At 36.4% G+C, this 19,705-nt stretch carries 15 protein-coding genes; 8 read left to right on the top strand and 7 right to left on the bottom strand.

Annotated features, from left to right (window positions below; genetic code table 11):
• The first annotated feature begins 18 nt into the window (after positions 1-18).
• Positions 19-396, top strand: a complete 378-nt coding sequence (rbfA, locus tag J3U16_RS09405) for a 30S ribosome-binding factor RbfA (protein WP_065559531.1) — start codon at positions 19-21, stop codon at positions 394-396.
• Between the two features lie 64 nt (positions 397-460).
• Entirely contained in the window at positions 461-1,351 is an 891-nt protein-coding gene (gene truB / locus J3U16_RS09400; protein ID WP_267331732.1) for a tRNA pseudouridine(55) synthase TruB, read from the top strand.
• A 25-nt stretch (positions 1,352-1,376) separates the two neighbouring features.
• Here truB and J3U16_RS09395 read toward each other — a convergent pair whose 3' ends face one another.
• The gene (locus J3U16_RS09395) at positions 1,377-2,423 is read right to left on the bottom strand and encodes a LacI family DNA-binding transcriptional regulator (protein ID WP_267342940.1); all 1,047 of its coding nucleotides are present in this window, start codon (positions 2,421-2,423) and stop codon (positions 1,377-1,379) included.
• Positions 2,424-2,597: 174 nt separating this feature from the next.
• Here J3U16_RS09395 and J3U16_RS09390 point away from each other — a divergent pair, with 174 nt between their 5' ends.
• Genes J3U16_RS09390 through dnaB form a run of 3 tightly spaced genes read left to right on the top strand, consistent with a single transcriptional unit; the run spans position 2,598 to position 5,844 of the window.
• Complete coding sequence (locus tag J3U16_RS09390; RefSeq protein WP_065563382.1) at positions 2,598-3,605, top strand: aspartate-semialdehyde dehydrogenase; 1,008 nt, start codon at positions 2,598-2,600, stop codon at positions 3,603-3,605.
• The gene (gene truA / locus J3U16_RS09385; RefSeq protein ID WP_267342939.1) at positions 3,592-4,383 is read left to right on the top strand and encodes a tRNA pseudouridine(38-40) synthase TruA; all 792 of its coding nucleotides are present in this window, start codon (positions 3,592-3,594) and stop codon (positions 4,381-4,383) included. The genes J3U16_RS09390 and truA overlap by 14 nt, the downstream gene beginning before the upstream one ends.
• Before the next feature lie 33 nt (positions 4,384-4,416).
• A complete protein-coding gene (gene dnaB, locus J3U16_RS09380; RefSeq protein WP_267362479.1) occupies positions 4,417-5,844 on the top strand; it encodes a replicative DNA helicase in 1,428 nt (475 codons plus the stop codon).
• A gap of 35 nt (positions 5,845-5,879) precedes the next feature.
• On the opposite strand, the gene J3U16_RS09375 is transcribed toward dnaB, so the two are convergent.
• From J3U16_RS09375 to J3U16_RS09360, 4 genes are read right to left on the bottom strand one after another with little or no spacing between them, the layout of a single operon-like run.
• Positions 5,880-6,710, bottom strand: coding sequence for a metal ABC transporter permease (locus J3U16_RS09375; protein ID WP_324169849.1), 831 nt, complete (start codon positions 6,708-6,710; stop codon positions 5,880-5,882).
• Positions 6,707-7,561 (bottom strand): metal ABC transporter permease, encoded by an 855-nt coding sequence (locus J3U16_RS09370; RefSeq protein ID WP_220225774.1) that lies wholly within the window; start codon positions 7,559-7,561, stop codon positions 6,707-6,709. The genes J3U16_RS09375 and J3U16_RS09370 overlap by 4 nt, the downstream gene beginning before the upstream one ends.
• Complete coding sequence (locus J3U16_RS09365) at positions 7,562-8,458, bottom strand: manganese/iron ABC transporter ATP-binding protein (protein ID WP_081303320.1); 897 nt, start codon at positions 8,456-8,458, stop codon at positions 7,562-7,564.
• Entirely contained in the window at positions 8,458-9,378 is a 921-nt protein-coding gene (locus tag J3U16_RS09360) for a metal ABC transporter substrate-binding protein (protein ID WP_065563387.1), read from the bottom strand. Before J3U16_RS09360 ends, J3U16_RS09365 begins: the two co-directional genes overlap by 1 nt.
• A 330-nt stretch (positions 9,379-9,708) precedes the next feature.
• Here J3U16_RS09360 and J3U16_RS09355 point away from each other — a divergent pair, with 330 nt between their 5' ends.
• Positions 9,709-10,629, top strand: coding sequence for an L-lactate dehydrogenase (locus tag J3U16_RS09355; protein ID WP_220225776.1), 921 nt, complete (start codon positions 9,709-9,711; stop codon positions 10,627-10,629).
• A gap of 247 nt (positions 10,630-10,876) precedes the next feature.
• Here the strand turns inward: J3U16_RS09355 and J3U16_RS09350 are convergent, their stop codons facing one another.
• Entirely contained in the window at positions 10,877-11,710 is an 834-nt protein-coding gene (locus J3U16_RS09350; protein WP_267338897.1) for a hypothetical protein, read from the bottom strand.
• Positions 11,711-12,108: 398 nt separating this feature from the next.
• Complete coding sequence (locus tag J3U16_RS09345; protein ID WP_267331024.1) at positions 12,109-14,472, bottom strand: membrane-bound PQQ-dependent dehydrogenase, glucose/quinate/shikimate family; 2,364 nt, start codon at positions 14,470-14,472, stop codon at positions 12,109-12,111.
• A 1,096-nt stretch (positions 14,473-15,568) separates the two neighbouring features.
• On the opposite strand from J3U16_RS09345, the gene J3U16_RS09340 reads away from it, so the two are divergent.
• Complete coding sequence (locus J3U16_RS09340; RefSeq protein ID WP_267342938.1) at positions 15,569-17,065, top strand: hypothetical protein; 1,497 nt, start codon at positions 15,569-15,571, stop codon at positions 17,063-17,065.
• A 706-nt stretch (positions 17,066-17,771) separates the two neighbouring features.
• Positions 17,772-19,160 (top strand): hypothetical protein, encoded by a 1,389-nt coding sequence (locus J3U16_RS09335; protein WP_267331022.1) that lies wholly within the window; start codon positions 17,772-17,774, stop codon positions 19,158-19,160.
• Positions 19,161-19,705: the final 545 nt, after the last annotated feature.

The raw sequence follows: 19,705 nt of genomic DNA, 5'->3' as shown, positions 1-19,705 counted from the left end.
ATTTTAAGGAAAATAGATATGGCAAAAGCATTTAATCGATCGTCTCGGGTCGGACACGAATTACAAAAAGAGATTGCGATTATTTTACAGCGTGAAATCAAAGATCCACGTTTAGGCATGGTAACGGTTTCGGGTGTAGATATTTCACGTGATCTCTCTTATGCAAAAGTGTTTGTAACGTTTTTAAACGATGATGATCCACAAGTTATCGAGCAAGGATTGACTGTCTTAAATGATGCTAAAGGGTATATTCGAACACTCATTGGTAAAGCAATGCGTTTACGAATTATTCCTGAAATTAAATTCTTTTATGATGAATCACTTGTTAAAGGTATGCAGATGTCTAGTCTAGTATCTGATGTTATTAAACAAGATAACGAACGTCATAAAGATTAATAATAAAATTGCTCAATATTGTAAAAAATATTGAGGAGTGTGATCCGTTTCAAATAAAATATCGATGATGAATATAAAAAAAACTCGCCGTGATGTTCACGGCGTTTTGTTATTAGACAAACCACAAGGCATGACATCAAATGATGCCTTACAAAAAGTGAAAAGATTATTCAACGCAAAAAAAGCAGGGCATACTGGCGCGCTAGATCCATTAGCCACTGGGATGTTACCTATCTGTTTTGGTGAAGCGACGAAATTTTCACAATACTTATTAGATTCTGACAAACGCTATCGCGTGATCGCCAAATTGGGTGAGCGTACTGACACGTCTGATGCGGATGGTCAAATAATTTCAACTAGATCGGTTAATATTACTCAATCACAAATCGAAGAAGCATTAACTCATTTTCGCGGTGATATTTTACAAGTTCCAACCATGTTTTCGGCTTTAAAATATCAAGGCAAACCACTTTATGAATATGCTCGCCAAGGTATTGTTATAGAGCGAGAAGCTAGGCCCATTACAATTTATGAAAACCAGTTTATCCAATACGATTCAACTAAGCACGAATTAACCTTAGAAATCCATTGTTCAAAAGGGACTTATATTCGTACCATTATTGATGATTTAGGTGAATTACTTGGCTGTGGTGCACATGTAATTTATTTAAGACGTCTACAAGTATCAAATTATCCTATCGATAACATGATCACCCTAGATGAATTGCAAAATGAACCAATGCTTATGCCAGTCGATAGCCCACTACAAGACCGCCCTAAAGTGGTATTAAGTGAAAGCCAAGGTAAAGACATTTTATTAGGTAGAACCGTAATTGTTGAAAACAGTGTAAGTGTTGAAACATTAGTCAGAATTTATCAAGGCCAACAATTTATTGGTGCAGGAACTCAAATCCTTAATAAATTGTCACCTAAAAGATTAATTTCAACATCCTAATTAAAACGTTAATCCATTTAAAATATTAGCAATTAGTAAAAAACATTTCGGTATCAATAGTATGGCATTGTGATAATGATGTCATATTATGTTCAAGAAGATCACATAACAATTGTGCTGATTTACATCCCATTTTGTATAAAGGCTTATTGACTCTACTCAATTGATCTAATTCATTATATTGAAGATCATTGGTATGGCTAATATAAGTAATTGCAAGCGGATGTAGTAATTGTGATTGGCTCTTTTTGACTTGGTGTAATGCGCCAAAAAGTGAACGATAATTCGATATATAATTTTGCGTATGATAACAATCATAACAAGAGAGACTACTCAAGTCCTCAAAAATAACGGCTGTCGGCGGCTTATTGCTTTGAAGTAGTGTCTTAATGGCATCTCGCCCATGTTCATACGTAAGGCAACCTTGAATGACATAATCACTATCGATCGGCATATTGATTCGTTGAAAAGCCTGTTGATAGCCTTGCAAGAAAAATGAGGAGTTAGTATTTTTATCGCTATTAATAAAAATTGCGATCTTATTATGCCCCTGCTCAATTAAATGCTGAGTGGTTTGATATCCAATTGTCAGATGATCGAAATGAACACAGGTAAAATTCTTCTTAAAATGATTAACAAATACAATGGGTGGTAATGAATTTTTATAACTATATAGCTGGGTAAGGTAGGGAGCTTGATTTATAATGATAATGCCAATAAAACAATTTTGCTTAATATATTGAATTAAATAATAGAGATCATTTTTAACCTTATAAGGAAATTGTAAATAAAACAGTTGAAACCCAGCTTCATGTAAAACTTGCTCAATACCAAAATTGATTAAGCTTTTAGAGATAAGCTGATTATCAACAACTAAAATTTTATTGCTTTCATGAACGGGTTGATAATCTTTTAAATTTTTTGATAGATCAACATTTAAAGCCTTCATCGCCTGATAAACAAGAAATTGAGTTTGTGGAGATGTTAGGTTGGGTGTTCTTAATACTCTTGATACAGATGCGATTGAAACCTTTGCCTCTTTCGCTATCATCGATAATGAGATCTTCGCCATAATTATAAATTTAGTTAAATATAAAATTACTTTAACGAGGATTATTAAAATTGTAATCAACTAAAATTCAATTTTTCGAGCAAGATTCCAAAATTTAGAAAATATCTTTTTTCCAAAATCTTTAACAATAAAGTGGTATAATTGCCATTAAATACTTTAATTCGGGTTTATCATATGTCTGCATGGAATATCGCCATTGTTGGTGCGACAGGACAAGTAGGTTCTGCGCTAATTGAGTTATTAAATGACTCAAAAACTATTGAAATTGAAAATCTTTATTTAGTCGGTAGCGATAATAGCGCTGGCGAAGTAATTCGTTTTGCCGGTAAAAATTTAACCGTCATTGATAGCGAGCAAATGGATTGGAGCCAATGCCATTTTGCCTTTTTTGTTGCAGGTACTAAAACTAGCGAAAAATATGCTCAAACAGCTGCTCAAGCAGGCTGTATAGTTATTGATGCGAGCGGATTTTTTGCTGATCAAGACCATATCCCATTAATTGTACCTAAAGTAAATAACAGCGTATTAACCGAATATCGCAATGAAAATATCATTGCTGTTGCAAGCCCAACCGTATCTCAATTATTACGTTGTGTTGCATCACTAACCGATATTCAATTACTGACTAATCTCCATTTAACCAGCTTTATTCCTTCATCATTATATGGCAAGCCAGGTGTGGATGAACTGGCAGGACAAAGCGCTAGATTACTCAATGGAATGCCAGTTGATAACGAGCTATTTGACAATCAACTTGCCTTTAACTTATTACCGCTTTCGCATGAGTCTGATCACCAAAGTTTAGGTGAACACACTCAAATTAACCAAATTCGTAAAGTGATAAGTAATTATGATTTACCTATTTCAATTGAATCCGTAATTGTGCCGGTATTTTATGGACTAGCTCAAGCAGTGAATGTTTCCAGTAGCTTACCCATTGAATTAGACATGGCTCGTTTTAGTGAATTTGGCGTTGAAGTAAAAAGTGAAGATTTACCAACCCCAGTAACCGAAGTCAATACCGAAGGTGAAAAGAACTTAACCATTAAACTCGCTAATTTACGACACAGCTATGGAAATTATGAACAAATTCAATTTTGGTCAGTAGCAGATAATATCCGTTACTTAGGTGGACTAATGTTAATCGAGACACTTGAGATCCTGATTAATGACTACCTCTAAAATTGCATTAGGTATCGAATATGATGGTAGTGGCTATTTTGGTTGGCAACGACAACAGCACGTTGACTCTATCCAAGAAAGGTTAGAATCGGCTTTGTCTGTCATAGCTAACGAGCCAATAGCCGTATTTTGTGCAGGACGAACCGACGCTGGCGTACATGCCACAGGGCAAGTAATTCATTTTGAAACCAACGCTCAGCGCGGTGAAGGGGCATGGACAATGGGCGTAAACTCTCATCTTCCTGACAATATCGCTGTACGGTGGTCAAAAGGTGTGGATGACAGTTTTCATGCTAGATTTAGCGCAACGGCTCGGCGTTACCGATATGTGATTTATAATCATCGTTATCGTCCAGCAATTTTGGCCAAAGGCGTAACGCATTATTATCTACCATTAAATGAAGAACTGATGCACCAAGCGGGGCAATATTTATTAGGTGAAAATGATTTCTCATCATTTAGAGCTGCACAGTGTCAATCGCGAACGCCCTGGCGTAATATTCATCATATTAAAGTTACAAGACAGGGTGAATATGTTATTGTCGATATCAAAGCAAATGCCTTTGTACATCATATGGTACGCAATATTGTCGGAAGTTTGTTAGAGGTTGGTGTAGGTAATCAACCACCGCAGTGGATTGATGAGCTATTAAAAGCGAAAGATCGTACTCAAGCTGCAGCAACTGCGAAACCTGAAGGTTTATATTTGGTTCAGGTAGATTATCCATTAGAATATCAAATTCCTGATTGCGCTTTAGGGCCATTATTTATAAAGTAAGCAAATTAGCTATAGATTAAATTAAATAAAAAGATGAATGCAATGAATACTGATGATTCAAATAAAGAACTCAAAAATCAAGACGCAAAAAAATCAAAAGTACAAAATATAAAATTACCACCTCACTCAATTGAGGCAGAACAAGCTGTGCTTGGTAGCCTAATGCTGGATAATCAGCGTTGGGATGTTGTTGCTGAAATGATTACCGACCGTGATTTTTATTCTCGTCATCACCAACTCATATTTTCAGAAATGCATACCTTAGTCAGTCGTGGTACCCCGATTGACTTAATCACTTTGTCTGAAAGCTTAGAAAGTAAAGACTTACTTGTTGATGTGGGGGGATTTGCTTATTTAGCTGAGTTATCGAAAAACACACCAAGCGCCATTAACGTAGTGGCTTATACCGACATTATTCGCCAGCAAGCGATATTGCGGGAACTGATTAGTGCTTCAAATGAAATTGCTGATAACTGTTACTCAACTGAAGGCCGAGACAGTACCGAAATTTTAGACTTAGCTGAAAGCAAAATCTTCCAAATTGCCGAAAGCCGTACTAAGCAGGGTGAAGGACCGAAAAATATTACCGATGTGCTAGAAGCTACCGTCGCAAAAATTGAAGAGTTATTCCAGCGCCCACATGATGGCGTGACAGGGGTCTCAACCGGCTTCCTTGATTTAGATAAAAAAACCGCAGGATTACAGCGTTCAGACTTAATTATTATTGCCGCTCGTCCATCAATGGGTAAAACCACATTTGCGATGAACCTTTGTGAAAACGCCGCTATGATGCAAGATAAGCCAGTACTAATCTTTAGTTTAGAAATGCCATCAGAACAGATTATGATGCGTATGCTGGCCTCGTTATCACGTGTTGATCAGACTCGTATTCGTACAGGCCAACTACAAGATGATGATTGGGCAAGAATATCGAGCACCATGGGATTACTGCTGGAAAAGAAAAACATCTACATTGATGACTCATCAGGATTAACCCCTATGGAGCTACGCTCTCGAGCAAGACGAATTTACCGTGAACATAAAGGATTAAGTATGATCATGGTCGATTACTTACAGCTGATGCGAGTACCAAACATATCAGAAAACCGAACGCTTGAAATTGCAGAGATCTCACGCTCATTAAAAGCATTAGCCAAAGAGTTACAAATTCCGGTTGTTGCTCTTTCACAGCTAAACCGAAGCTTAGAACAACGCGCCGATAAACGACCTGTTAACTCCGACTTACGTGAATCAGGATCTATCGAACAAGATGCCGATGTAATTATGTTCATCTATCGTGACGAAGTATATAACGAAGCATCAGAACATAAAGGTATTGCAGAAATCATCTTAGGTAAACAGCGAAATGGTCCAATTGGTAAAGTACGCTTAACTTTCCAAGGTCAATTCTCAAGGTTTGATAATTACGCTGATGCGGGTAAATATTTGGATGACGAATAATTGAAGTATCGTAAATGTGAAAAACAATACTTCAATTAACGCCTTATTTTTTTATTAGCGTAAATCCGATAAAACTGGGCAAGAGTAAAAATCACTGCTTGTAAAATCACAATACAAGCACTGGTTGACGCATCTATATGAAAACTGATTAAAGTACCCGTTACTGTCGAAAATACCGATACAATTACTGCAATCACTAACATCTTTTCAAAACGTTTAGTCAATAAAAATGCGGTTATGCCCGGCGCAATTAACATCGCAATTACCAAAATAACACCTGCAGCTTTAAGTGATCCAACAATAGTCAACGCTAAAATACTTAATAAACCGTAATGTAATAATTTAACTGGCAAACCAACTACTCTTGCTTGTACGGGATCAAAACAATACAGCATTAAATCACGGCGTTTAATGATAACTAAAATCGAAACAATGCTTGCAATCGTAATAATTTGGATGAGTTCTTGATAGCTTGTTCCCAACACACTACCAAATAAAATATGATTCAAATGTTGCGACGTTTCCACTTTAGAAAACAGCACTAAACCAAAAGCAAACATTCCCGAAAAAACGATGCCCATCACAGTATCTTCCTTTATTCGACTGTTATCTTTAATGTAACCAGTAGCAACCGAACAAAATAGCCCCGACGCAAATGCACCAATTATTAAAGGGATCCCAGCTAAATAAGCAAGTACAATACCGGGTAATACCGCGTGAGAAATAGCATCGCCCATCAACGACCAGCCTTTTAACACTAAAAAGCATGACAGTAGGGCGCAAACAATACCAGTAGCTAGCGCAGCTAGAATAGCGCGTTGAACAAAAGGAATTGTAAGAGGATGATAGATAAGTTCCCATATCATACTGAACCTCCTTGTCTTGCTTGGCTGATTCGGCGTGAAATCAACCCTTGTCTTGGTGCAAATAAAAATGCTGCCAAAAAGACTAAAGTTTGTAATGTCACAATCACACCACCTGTTTCACCATTAAGGAAATAACTGATCCAAGCGCCAATTGCACTCGTCAGCGCACCGATGATAACTGAAATAATTAACAACCGTGAAAATCTATCGGTAAGTAAGTAAGCCGTCGCGCCAGGGGTTACTACCATCGCTATGACCAAGATTGCACCGACCGTTTGCAGTGCAGCAACAGTACAGGCACTTAAAATAGTAAAAAAAAGAATCTTTAACTGTAATGGTTTTAAGCCAATTGAACGAGCATGAGTTTCATCAAAAAAGACCACTAACAGATCCTTCCAAAAAAACAGTAGCAAAATCAGTGAAACTAAAATAATAATTTGCACTTGCCACATATCACTATCATCAATTCCCAAAATATTACCAAAAATAATAGTTTGCACATTAACAGAAGTTGGATTTAGTGAAATGATTAAAAGACCAATAGCAAAAAAGGTCGAAAAGATAAAACCAATAATGGCATCTTCTTTTAAACGAGTGAAAGCACGTACAATTGTTATTGATAAAGCCGCTAACAAACCGGTAAAAAAAGCGCCCACTGAATAAGGTAAGCCAAGCGCATAAGCACCCGCCACACCGGGCACTACTGAGTGCGAAAGGGCATCTCCCATTAAAGACCAGCCTTTTAACATCAAAAACGCCGACAAAAATGCGCAAGCTGCACCAACAATACTACTTACCCAAATGGCTTTTAACATAAAGCCATAAGTAAAAGGTTCAAGAAGCAGTTCCATTTAGTGTTGCCCTTTAGTTTCAATAACGGTTGGTTCGACTAGAAAATCTTTGTGAGCAGAGTCATCATTGCCTTCACCATAAAATATAGCTGCCCGCTCATCATCAGTTAAAATAGACATTTTACGAGGATCTTCATCTTGGTGTAATTGCTCACCAGACAAGCTTAAATAACGTAGTGCGCCACCAAATGTCATCATCAAATTTTGTGGGGTAAATGTTGTTTTAGTTTCACCAAAAGCCAACACGGTTTGATTAATCAACACTACCTGATCACAAAACTCTGGCACACTACCTAAATTGTGGGTAGAAACTAAAATCAAATGGCCTTCATCACGAAGATCTTTAAGCAGATCGATAATGGCATTTTCGGTTTTCACATCAACGCCCGTAAATGGCTCGTCTAACAATAACACCTTACCTTGTTGAGCCAAAGCTCTAGCTAAAAAGACACGTTTTTTTTGACCGCCAGAAAGTTGACCAATCTGGCGATGCTTAAAATCCAACATATTGACTCGTTCTAGTGCCAGATCGACTTGTCTTTTATCTTCCTTACTTGGTATTCGTAAAAAAGACATATGACCATAACGCCCCATCATCACCACATCCGATACCAAAACCGGAAAATCCCAATCGACTTCTTCAGTTTGAGGAACATAGGCAATAATATTTTGCTTTAATGCTTGTTTTACCGAAATATCATTAAACGTCACTTGTCCTTTAGTGGGTTTTATCATCCCCATAATGCTTTTAAATAGTGTCGATTTCCCACTACCATTAACGCCGACAAGTGCACAGATAGTGCCACCATTCAAACGAAAACTCGCATCATGAATTGCTGTATGACCATTATTATAGGTCACGGTAATATCATCAACATTTAAGCAAATTTGAGTCATTATTTTTCGAATCCTTTAGCGATTGTTTCAACCGTCACTTTTAATAAATCGATATAAGTAGGAACAGGGCCATCTTTAGTAGAAAGTGAATCAACATACAACACACCACCATAAGTAGCGCCAGTTTCTTTACTTACCTGCTTAGCAGGTTTATCAGAAATCGTACTCTCACTAAATAAAACAGGTATATTATTAGCACGCACTAAATCAATAAGATGTTTAACTTGTTTAGGTGTACCTTGTTGCTCGGCATTAATCGGCCAGAGATACGCCTCTTTAAGATTATAATCACGTGCTAAATAACTAAAAGCGCCTTCACTGGTCACTAACCAACGCTGTGATTCAGGGATCTTAGCTAAACGCTCACGAAGTGGGGCATCAAGCGCCTTAATTTTTGCCACATATTCTGCGGCATTCTTATTATATATTTCGGCGTTTTTCGGATCATATTTAACCAAAGCCGCACGAATATTTTCGACATAAGTTAAAGCAAGTGTTGGTGACATCCAAGCATGAGGATTTGGATTACCTTTATAGCTACCTTCTTGAATCGGCATTGGCTCAATGCCTTCTGTTACGACAACTGAAGGCACATCTTTAATATCTTCAAAAAAGCGCTCAAACCAAAGTTCTAAGTTTAAACCATTCCACAACACCAAATCGGCAGACAGTGCTTTATTAATATCTTGTGGTGTAGGATCGTATTCATGAATTTCGGCGCCAACTTTAGTGATAGACTCCACAACCGCGGCATCACCAGCCACGTTTTGGGCAATATCTTGTATAACAGTAAATGTGGTAACTACTTTAAATTTTTTCTCATCAGCTGATGATGAATTGGTCAGACCCGTCAAAACCAGTAGCGATGCTAAAATCGCATTTAATAATGTCTTACGGCTTTTAAAAAAATTGAATTTCATTGATTAATCCTTATTGTATACTATCTGTTCGAACTCAATCAAGTACAGAAAATAAGCTGTAGATAAACGATCAGAAATGTACGAAATCCTTTTCTAGATCACTCCCTATTACTTTAAAAATGCAAAAATGATATTTTAAATGTTAATGAGAATTATTATCATTAATAAAATAAAAGTCAAATTTTTTATTACTCAATATTAAACAAAAATACAAAAAAAGCGTAGCCAGCTACATCTATTAGAACGATAGATAATGTAGTGTTAAACTGGAGATGATATCGCACTCCATCAAAAAAGTAGAATGACAACTTATAAATAACGAGGCTAAATATGAAACTACGTAAAGTAATGATTATTGGTGTAGGAAATGTCGGTTCAACCACCGCTTATACATTAGTCAATCGTGGATTTTGTGAAGAGATCGCACTAGTCGACCTTAATAAAGACTTAGCCTACGGTCACGCACAAGATCTACTCGATGCCGCCGCTTATCGCCAAAACATGATAAAAGTCAGTTTACGTGAATCGACGGACTGTGCTGATATCGATATAGCCATTATTACTGTCACCTCAGGGCTGGCACAAAAAAGCAGGGCAGAAGAGCTGTCAGGCACATCTAAAATCATGGCTAATCTTATTCCCAACATGATGAAAAGCGGATTCAAAGGCATATTCCTAATTGCCACAAACCCGTGTGATGCAATTACTTATCAAGTCTGGAAACTATCTGGTTTACCTCGTCATCGCGTCATTGGTACAGGTGTTTGGCTCGATACAGTTCGCCTGCGACGATTACTCGGCGAACAAATGGATATCGGACCACAAAGTATTGATGCTTTTATTGTGGGAGAGCATGGCGACTCACAATTTCCGGTATGGTCACACTCTTCAATTTATGGCATAAATCTTAATCAACTTGAAAAAAATAAAATTAATTTTGCTGACATTGGTACTAAAGCTAAAAATAAAGGCTTTGAAATCGTCAAATACAAACACTGCACCGAATACGGCATTGCCAGCACGATTGCTGAAATTTGCCAACACATCTTCACCAACAGCCATCGAGCATTAGCATTAAGTTGTATTTTAGATGGTGAATATGGGTATAAAGATGTCGCTATAGGGGTACCGGCAATTTTAGATCAGCATGGTATTAAAAAAGTGATACAACTTGATTTTAACGATCAGGAAAAACAGCTATTTGATACAAGTATTAATATTGTGAAAGGTTATATTCAACATATTAATTAATCTTATTAAAGTTAAAACTTATGTCATACTTTTATCAGCCAATAGCGATAAGCATTTTATCTGATTCTATTTAAAGCCGATTAATAAATCGGCTTCTTGTACAATTTGATTTTTGATGATTGGGTAAATTAACGTCATAAAAATGGTGTATAGTCATTGTTGCAATTAATATGCAATCTTTTCTTACCACATTGAACACACTCAAAGAGATAACCAGTCAATGCGCCATCTTTGGATAATGACGTTCTTACTCCTCAATAATACGAATTGTTTCATGCAATTTTTTTAATTCAGCAGAACTAAGAAAATAACTTCTAGCATTATTAATATATTCAGCGATTTGTTTATATGTTTGCAAATTATCGGATATAGGATAACAGTCAATATAATCACTAAATGCCACGATATCATCAATATCGGCAAACTCTTGCTCGGTAAGTTTATTCAAATATTGCTGTAAATTTACAGTTTGACAGTCTACAGGAGGTTTTTTTAACCAAAACTGATTGTCACGAAACTGATAAGTTAAATCAATCGTTGTTTTATCTTCGTCATCATAAACAGAGTCTAGTTTAATATGAAATAGCTGATCTTTAATCATGGATGAAAAGTAAAATATGTGATCTTCATGTCTATCTTTTCCTGCTACCATTAATTCATCTAGATATTTTCCATTTTTGTCAAAAGCATTAATTAATTTGTTATCTTCGTTGAAACCTTCGCCTAGACTATCAAAAGCAAAAGTATAATCATAAAGTATAAATTTGATATCACCCATTTCAAAGCGACCAATAGCTTTTAGATTTTTTAGCGTATAATATTTGTCGACTTCAACAATTGGTTCATCATAATAGCTATAATCATTATCATCGAAATGAAAAAATTTGCTATCAACATATATTCCATTGGCGGTACTATTGCTATCAATAGGCATGGATAAAACAGGTAAACTTTGATAGAAGTCATCGAAGGAATCAAAATGCTTTCTATGATTAAATGAGTGATCATCCGCAAACACTACATAAGTGTTAAACAGAGTAAAAAATATCGCTAAATACAAAGTTGAAACTATTTTTTTCATTTTCCTATAAAATCCTTTTTATTACTAAATATTTACAATTTTTGCAGTCAGTATATTTCATGAAATAAGTTTTTCTTTCTGCAATGTTACATCTTCATAACTATTTAATCATGTAGATAAATTATGGCATTACTATTAACCAAAAATCCAGATTTATCTGATTGTTGAGACTAAAGCATTTAGTAATGGGATAATTATTGGAAATTATAGAAATAATGGAAAGTGGTGTTGTGATAGCAGCAATTTCGCCAATAAATTTAGGAAAGGTATCAGGTTTAGTTGAATAGAATAGTTAAATTAAACTGACTAGATTGTATTTTATTTGCCATTATATCGTTAACACTAAACGATATAATGGCATTTCTAGATTAAGCTTATTTTATCTATTTTGCCAAAAACTATTTTTTATCTGGTAATGCATAAGCAATAACATAATCGCCACGCACAGGAGATTGTCTTGCGCCACTAGCGGAAATCACAATATATTGTTTACCTGTTTTTGGTGAGATATAGGTTATTGGAGTACCTTGACTACCCACCGGTAATCTCGCTTTCCAAACTTCTTCGCCTGTAACCGAATCAAAGGCTCTTAGGTAAAAATCTTGCGTAGCAGCAAAGAATAATAAACCTGACTTAGTCGCCATTGGTCCACCAATGGTCGGCATACCGATTGGAGCAGGTAAATGCATAGGTATACCTAAAATACCCGTATCCATAACTGTACCTAAAGGTTTTTGCCAAACCACTTGACGTGATTTAAGATCAATAGCTGTCATTGTGCCATACGGTGGTTTTTGACATGGCACGCCAAGAGGTGAGGTAAATCTTAAACGCATTGCACCAAAAGGTGTTCCTTTTTGTGGAACAATACCCATTTCAATCCCGCTTGAATTTTTCGGAATTTGGTCTTGAGGAATCATCCAATTTTTCAAGCCAATACGCATATCATTAACAAACATCAAATTGTTTTGAGGATCAACTGCCACGCTACCCCAGTTCATACCACCCAACGATCCTGGATATTGTAACGTTTTAGTCATACCCGGCGGAGTGAACAGACCATGATATTCAGAACCAACAAAGTCAATACGACAAAGAAGCTGATCATATGGTGTTGCTCCCCACATATCGAACTCAGTTAAGGTTTCATTACCAATTGAAGGCATCCCCACTGAAAATGGTTGAGTCGGAGAATAATATTCACCCGGAACATTACCTTGCGGAACAGGTTTTTCTTGGACTTCTGCAACAGGTTTACCCGTTACGCGATCAAGCATAAAAATTTGACCGGATTTTGTGGTTTGTACAATGACTTTTGTCACGCCACCATTTTCATTTGGAATATCATAAAGTAATGGTTGGGAAGGTAAATCATAATCCCATAAATCATGATGAGCCGTTCTAAATGTCCAACGAATTTGTCCGGTTTTACGTTCTAAAGCCACAATAGACGAATTAAAATCATCATCATAATGAGTTCGGCCACCACCAAAAAAGTCTGGGGTTGCATTACCGGTTGGAGCATAAACAAGATCGAGCTCTGGATCGTAAGCTGTTGTTGCCCAAACGTTAACGGTACCGCGAGTATAAGTTTCATTTGCAGGTGGTACATCGGTGATATTTGGATTACCCGGATCCCACGCCCAAACCAAATTACCGGAATGAACATCAAAAGCTCGAACTACCCCGCCAGGTTCATTGATTGAAAAGTTATCGGCAACCCGTCCACCAACAACAATAACATCTTTGGCAACTAACGGTGCAGCAGTCGGTTCATAATAGCCTGGCGGAATATCACCCATATTTTTCTTAAGATCCACAACGCCTTTATCACCAAAATCTTCACATAATTTACCGGTATTGGCATCGATTGCCATTAAACGGGCGTCAATAGTGTTCATAATGATTCTAGCTGAACAAGTCGCATTACTATTGCTAACATTATCTAAACTATCTTCATAATAAGCTAAGCCTCGACAACGCTCCCAGTTTGGAGTTGATGCTTTAGGATCATAGCGCCATTTTTGTTGACCTGAATCTGCATCTAAAGCAATCACAATATTTGTTGGGGTGCAGAGATAAACATTTTGGCCAATTTGTAATGGCGTATTTTGATCTTCCGGACCTGAACCGCTGTTATAAGGCACATAACCGGTACGATAAGTCCATGCGACTTGAAGATCTTTAACATTCTCTTTGTTAATTTGATCCGCTCCGGAAAAACGCGTCCCTTTAGTGGTATTCGCATATTGTTTCCAATCAAGCAGTTTGTCTGTAGGTTTCAATTGATTGTTGGCTAAAGGTACTGCATTTTTAATTACATTATGTTCTTGGAACATAAACCCGAGCGAAACACAAAGCGCAACAAAAATAAACATACCGACAGCATACCCACCTTTGCCAGCTTTATTATCGCCTGTTTCATGTCTCTTTAATGTTGGATAAGCAAATGCAATAAGCATTGCAAAACCACCAAATACCATTAAACGAGAAAATAACGGCCAGAACTGCAAACCAACTTCATATAATGCCCAAACAATTGTTAAGGCATAAGCTAAAGCATAAAGCCATGCACCTTTAGTGTTTTGCTTAAATAAAAGAAATGAGGAAACGATTTGCACCAACCCCATTAATAAAAAATACCAACTACCACCAACGGCAACAAGTCGCACACCGTTAATGGTCAAAAACAGCCCGCTGATTAATAAAATTGTGGCAACAAGCCATAAATAAAATTTTTTAGCACCATTTATCTTTATCATGAATAATCCTTATACTTAATATTAATCTTACTATTGATTAAATTTCTCAGTTTAACTTGACGTTGTTTAATGAGTAATGGTAGAAAACGACGGGGGTAAAAGATGAGCTCCTTAATTATTTATCATCATCCATCAACAAGGCAAAAACTTGTCTGATAAATATGCAATTAATATGCTCTCAATAATTGAGAAAAACAATAGGGGCATGAAAAATTTTTTTGACTTTTTTGCGACTAAAATTCACGTATTTTAATATCCCAAAATAATAAATTTTATGCTTAAAAATCAAATTATTAGTATAAAGTTAACGCATACTTTTATCACATAAAGCATATTAGTCTGATTGAATGTTTCGCCAGTTTAAACAAACTGAAAGGATTTCTTGCGTTTTTTATAACCAAAAAAAGTTGAGGAGCGGGGTTTTTTAATTCCAAAATAAATAGCTTAATAACCCTTTTTTCTATTAAAAAATAAAATCATTAAAAACCATAGGATTGTAAATCTATTAAAAAAAGGGTTTTTAATTCCCAAAATGTCTTTTGCCTTTGTGCAAATAATGTTTATAGTATGCAGTGTTCTAGATTTATGCCGAGTAGGTAGTTTAGAAACATTCGGCCTTATCTGATTCATATAATCGCCAGATTTATGCCGAGTAGGTAGTTTAGAAATATTGTTGTTCCCGATTCTAATGATGCGAACCGATTTATGCCGAGTAGGTAGTTTAGAAATGACGTCAATATGGGTAAATGTTTTGTAGCGCGATTTATGCCGAGTAGGTAGTTTAGAAATTGGCATAGGGATAGTTACCCGAAGGGCGAAAGATTTATGCCGAGTAGGCAGTTTTCCCCTCCAAAATTTGAGGAACGGTTTTTTTGAAGTCCGAATATTTCGTTCCTTAAATTCACAAAAAAACTAATATCAATCGCGTGTTATTTTTTGTAAACGCTTTTCTTTACGATGACTGGTTGTTAAAAAAATATATTGTCCTTAATTTTTTTAGTCACTATACTTTTTACATTGTTTTATTTAGACGACTAAAATTAAATCGATAAATAATATCAATAAATTTAAAGGACAATTGATAGGGTGGTCGAACATGAGTGATAATTTTCAACCGGTAACCGATAACTTAAATTCGTCAAAGCAAAGCTCAAAATATTTATTTTTCCAGAAAGCTTATTTTTTCTCATACTTAAGCACCATTCAGCTAACTATCGCGTACTTCTTTTGTCGATCCAATTTATTCCAGCAGATTTTTTTTGCGTTTTTATTTTCTCTCTCTTTTTACAGCCACGCACTAAAACCTAAACAGACAAATGTTATTAACGATAGCAAGCCGTATTTAACCTTCAATGGTAATCGTACCTGTACCGTTAATATCGACAACCTGCTCGAAATATCTTTATCAGATGGAACACGATACACGCCTTCAACCAATAACTCATCAATTAATAACCCAATCAAGCTGCCTGGTCGGAGTTTTGCCGATATTAGTATGTTAATCCCAACTAATATCAACTCAGTCGCATTAAGTACCTTTATCGGTTCGAAGTATACTCATTCGGGGGATGATGTGAACACAACCGGCACTTTAAATGTATCTATCGTCGATAAAAATAACCAAGCGGTATCACGCAATACCGTGTTAGATATTTGTAAGGCACCTTATCAGGTTAAATTAAGCAGTACAGCTGGTTCGTTCAATAATGGCGAGTCTACTAGTTGTAATTTCAGTGCCAGTAATGTGACATATTATATTACTCCTAACGAATCATCAGCAGTATGTTTCGCTAGGCCTAATTTAAGATTAGGTAAACTTAATGAGAAAGGTCTTTCTCACGACTACCGTGGTCCGGCTTCAGTGTGGAATCCTGATAAAGGTTTTCTCACTCAATCATCTTACAACTTAAACTTCCCTACTACTGGTGCTCATGGTTTGTACTTTGATTTACTCATTGAAGGTAGTAATAAGCCGTTGTCTTGGTCACCGGTTTCTCATGGTGGTATAACCGCTACCATGACCAATTCTACAGCTACAAGTGTACGCGTAACCTTAACCGGTCCTGTTGCAACTGAATCACAATCGAATTCTAGCAACCCTGGTCTTATTTCTAAGCCTACTTTGCCCCAAACATTTGAGTTAGTCGGTCGCGATAGTAGTGGTAACCCTGTCGTCAAGTATGGATTTGAGTTAAAGCAGTGGTTTATCCATCAAGGTATTAGCACTTATTTAGATACATTATCTTGGTGTAAGAGTATTGGCTATCGACCTACTAAAATTAATGATCTAACAAATGCATCTTGCCGTGGGACTAATCACGGTTCTTGGTGTAAAGATTCAGTCGGCGCTACACCGTCGTCACCTAATAATTTATACCAGCGTCAAATCGGTGCTGGTCTTTTTACGGAGTGGGGCGCAATGGATTACTACTCGGGAGCTGGGTTTTACCTTTATGGGTACTGGGCTAATGACTTGACGACTGACTTAGATATCCTCAATACTCTTGGTCAGTTTTACGTGGCCTCAGGTAGTGGTAGTATCGATAGGATCGACACTACCCATAGCATCTATGGAATTTGTACCTACCCTTAGTCCTTACTTCTAAATCCTTATGACTGGAGCTTTTGGGATAGTAAAAATAGCGTCAAAAAAGGTAGCTGATTCAAAGAGTCAACGGGGTTGTCCTATAAAAAGCGATTTTATAGCATAGATTCGCATAAACTACCTCGACTGAGGTAGTTTAATTTGAGTTTTTTTAAAGCAAAAAAAAGTTGAGGAGTGGGGTTTTTAGGGGGGTAAAATCACGTTTTTACAGCTCTGCATACATCGCTTAACACATTTATTTTTTAGGTGCTTCATAGAAATTTGAAGAGCGGTTTTTTTGGAGGCGTCTAAAATCAAAAAATTACAAATTTTTATGGCTATAAAATGACCAATTTTTAAAGGTATGTAAAGTCGATATTTTTAATTAGGACAATAGTTAACCGATCATTTTTTAGATATTTTCGTGATTCTCTTTACGAATGTTAGCAATTAAGTCTAATCAGAGCTATTGCATCGTATTTTTGCTGTCACTATAATCTTTAACTGTTCTAGCTTTGAGAATTTAACTGCAAAGCATTAATTAAATTCAAAATTTACTTGACAGGAATGTTGTTATGCATTATAATTTTCACCATTCACCATTCACCATTCACCTTGGTCAACCTATAATTTAAATTCGTCTAAATTAAGCTCCCAATTTTCATTTTTCCGAAAAGCTCATTTTTTCATATGTTCAGACAAAATGCTAAGAATTTTGGCGCGATCTTTTCATCGATCCAAATTATTTCGGCTGATCTTTGTCGTACTATTACTTCCTTCTTTTAGCCATGCATTAACCGTTAATACCTCGAATTCTATTCATGGAAATGAGCCATATTTAACTTACGATGGCGGTCGTACTCGTGCGGTTAATAATGAAGGTTTGCTTGGGATTACACTATCTGACGGTACGCAATATACGCCTTCAAACAATCCTTCACCTACAACCCCAATCGTCTTGCCTGCTACAGGTCAAAGCTTTGCTGATATAAGTATGTTTGTACCAATCGGTAGCAATTCAGTTGCGCTCAATACGCTTATTGGTTCGCCATATAATTATTGGGGAGATGATGATGGAGATGGTGATGTTTCTGCGACAGGTAGTTTAAGTTTATCTATCGTGGATAACAGTAATCAAGCTGTAACACGTAATACCGTGCTCGATATTTGTAAAGCACCTTATCAAGTAAAATTAACTAGTACTAATGGCGAATTAACTACGCGTTACGGTCTTCCTCCTAATAGTACTTTCAATGAAAGTAGTGTTACTTATACTGTTAATCCTAAGGCTGTTCCGGTGGTTTGTTTTGCTAAACCAAACTTAAAATATGGTAAGCAAGGCGAGATTGGAAATTCTCACGACTTCTCAGGTCCGTCTTGGATGTGGGACCCAGCTAATGGCTTTATTCCTCAGTCAACTGCCCCATCAGGTTATGGTTTGAACTTTCCTACTACTGCAGCTGACAAACTGTACTTTGATTTAATCATTGGTGGTGTTAATCAGGCTTTGTCTTGGTCTCCAGTTAAGGTTGCAGATATTACTGCGACTATGAGCAATTCTACAGCTACAAGTGTACGCGTAACCTTTACAGGTCCTCTCTCAACCGAGCCTGGTATGAGTACTACTCCTACTCCTATTACCAACCCTAATTTGCCTCAGACTTTTGAGTTAGTTGGTCGTGATAGCAATGGTAATCCTGTGGTTAAATATGGATTTGTATTAAAGCAATGGTTCGTCAATAGTGGACCCGCGGTAAATTATTATCCAAATATAGTACTTTGGTGTAATGGTCTAGGTTATCAAGTGGCTCAGGTAAAAGATTTAAGCAATGCATCTTGTCGTGGTTTGGAGTCAGGTGATTGGTGTACAGGTTTAGTCGGCGCTACGCCTTCTTCACCTAATAATTTGTATCAACGTTACATTGGTGGAGGCTTGAATTCCGAATGGGGGACGATGGGCTACTACCTCGATTCCAGATTTTACGGCCATTTGTACTGGACTGGTACCCTAAACAATGATCGTAATACTTATCTCATAAGTCTGAATAATGGTTCCGTGTATAGGCATAGTAGCAGCGGCAATGCGGTTTGTGTTAATCGTTAAAACTTATTATTGAGGTGGTTCAATAGCAAAAGTAAATCAATTCGTTGAAGAATCGTTAATTTAATGGCTCTGGAATGATATTTTTTATACATTTTTAGCTAAATGACTATAATAAATATTAAATAAATCATGTTATTGATAGTAAAGTCAAATATGTTTTTATAGATTAAAAACGTTAAATTTCTAATAATATCTTTAGCCATCCATCCCTTAATTGGGATGGATTTATTTTTTAGATCTAAATTTTTCCAAAAAAGTTGAGGAGCCGGGTTTTTAGGGGGTAAAATCACGTTTTTACAGCTCCGCATACATCGCTTAACACATTTATTTTTTAGGTGCTTCATAGAAATTTGAAGAGCGGTTTTTTTGGAGGCGTCTAAAATCAAAAAAATTACAAATTTTTATGGCGATAAAGTGACCAATTTTTAAAGGTATGTAAAGTCGATATTTTTAATTAGCACAATAGTTAACCGATCATTTTTTAGATATTTTCGTGATTCTCTTTACGAATGTTAGCAATTAAGTCTAATCAGAGCTATTGCATC

Origin of the sequence: Gilliamella sp. B3023 (genome assembly GCF_026536845.1) — a bacterium.
In the GTDB taxonomy this organism is placed as follows: Bacteria; Pseudomonadota; Gammaproteobacteria; order Enterobacterales; family Orbaceae; genus Gilliamella; species Gilliamella apicola_E.
The sequence above is the reverse complement of the archived record's forward strand: the minus strand, read 5'-3'. Positions and strand labels throughout refer to the sequence as shown.